The 1,058-nt window shown below is 67.3% G+C and carries 2 protein-coding genes; both read left to right on the top strand.

What is annotated here, in order from left to right; all coding sequences use genetic code 11:
• Positions 1–514 (top strand): winged helix-turn-helix domain-containing protein (locus tag AB0N17_RS46880; RefSeq protein WP_366017754.1); only part of this gene is annotated, 514 nt, incomplete at its 5' end.
• On the top strand, positions 511–1,058 hold a 548-nt coding region (locus AB0N17_RS46875), incomplete at its 3' end, for a transposase (protein ID WP_366017755.1). The genes AB0N17_RS46880 and AB0N17_RS46875, both read left to right, overlap by 4 nt.

The raw sequence follows: 1,058 nt of genomic DNA, 5'->3' as shown, positions 1-1,058 counted from the left end.
GACGGCGGAGAGGCAGGCATTCCGCGAGCGGGTCAGGCTGGAAGCCGTTGCGATGTTCGCCGAGGGGCGGGGCAGCACGAGCATCGCGAAGGAGTTACGGGTCAGCGTCCGGTCGGTCCAGCGGTGGCGACAGGCCTGGAGACAGAGCGGCCAGGACGGGGTTCGTTCCCGCGGCCCGGCATCCCGGCCGAAGCTGAGCGAGGCGCTGTTCGCCGTACTCGAGGAGGAGCTGGCCAAGGGCCCGCTCGCGCACGGCTGGGGGGACCAGAGATGGACGCTGGCCAGGATCAAGACCCTGATCGGCAGGCGGTTCCACAAGTCGATGACCCTGTCAGGGATCTCGCAGATGCTGCGGCGGCATGGCTGGAGTCATCAGGTTCCGGCTCGCCGTGCTCTCGAGCGTGACGAGGCGGCGGTGGCCGGCTGGGTGAAGGACGTATGGCCGCACGTGGAAACACCGCGGCGGCGCTCGGGGCCTGGACTGTCTTCGAGGACGAAGCCGGGTTCTCGATGACGCCGCCGACCTCCCGCACCTGGAGCCGGCGCGGCACCACACCCGTCATCCGGGTCCGCGGGCGCTCCCAGCGGCGCTTGTCCATAGCCGCCTTGTGCTGCTACAAACCCGGCGAACGCTCCCGCTTGATCTATCGGCCCAAACGGCACACCGACCACAAGGGCGCAGGCCGCAAGAGCTTCGCGTGGAGCGAGTACCGCGACCTCCTCATCGCCGCCCACCAGCAGCTGGGCGGACCCATCGTCCTCATCTGGGACAACTTGAACGTCCACAAAGACCGCCGGATGCGGGCCTTCATCGAGGCGCAGGACTGGCTCACGGCCTACCACCTGCCGCCTTACGCACCCGACCTCAACCCCGTCGAAGGCATCTGGTCAATCCTCCGCCGGACTACCCAGGCCAACACAGCTTTCACCGACCCGAACCACCTCATGCACCGGCTTCGAAACGGCCTCCGCCAGCTCCAATACCGCAGCAGCATCATCGACGGATGCCTCACCGGAACAGGACTCACGCCGACGACACCACGACTACAAAGTCAGTA

The organism is Streptomyces sp. NPDC051133 (assembly GCF_040682635.1).
Taxonomy (GTDB): Bacteria; Actinomycetota; Actinomycetes; order Streptomycetales; family Streptomycetaceae; genus Streptomyces.
The sequence above is the reverse complement of the archived record's forward strand: the minus strand, read 5'-3'. Positions and strand labels throughout refer to the sequence as shown.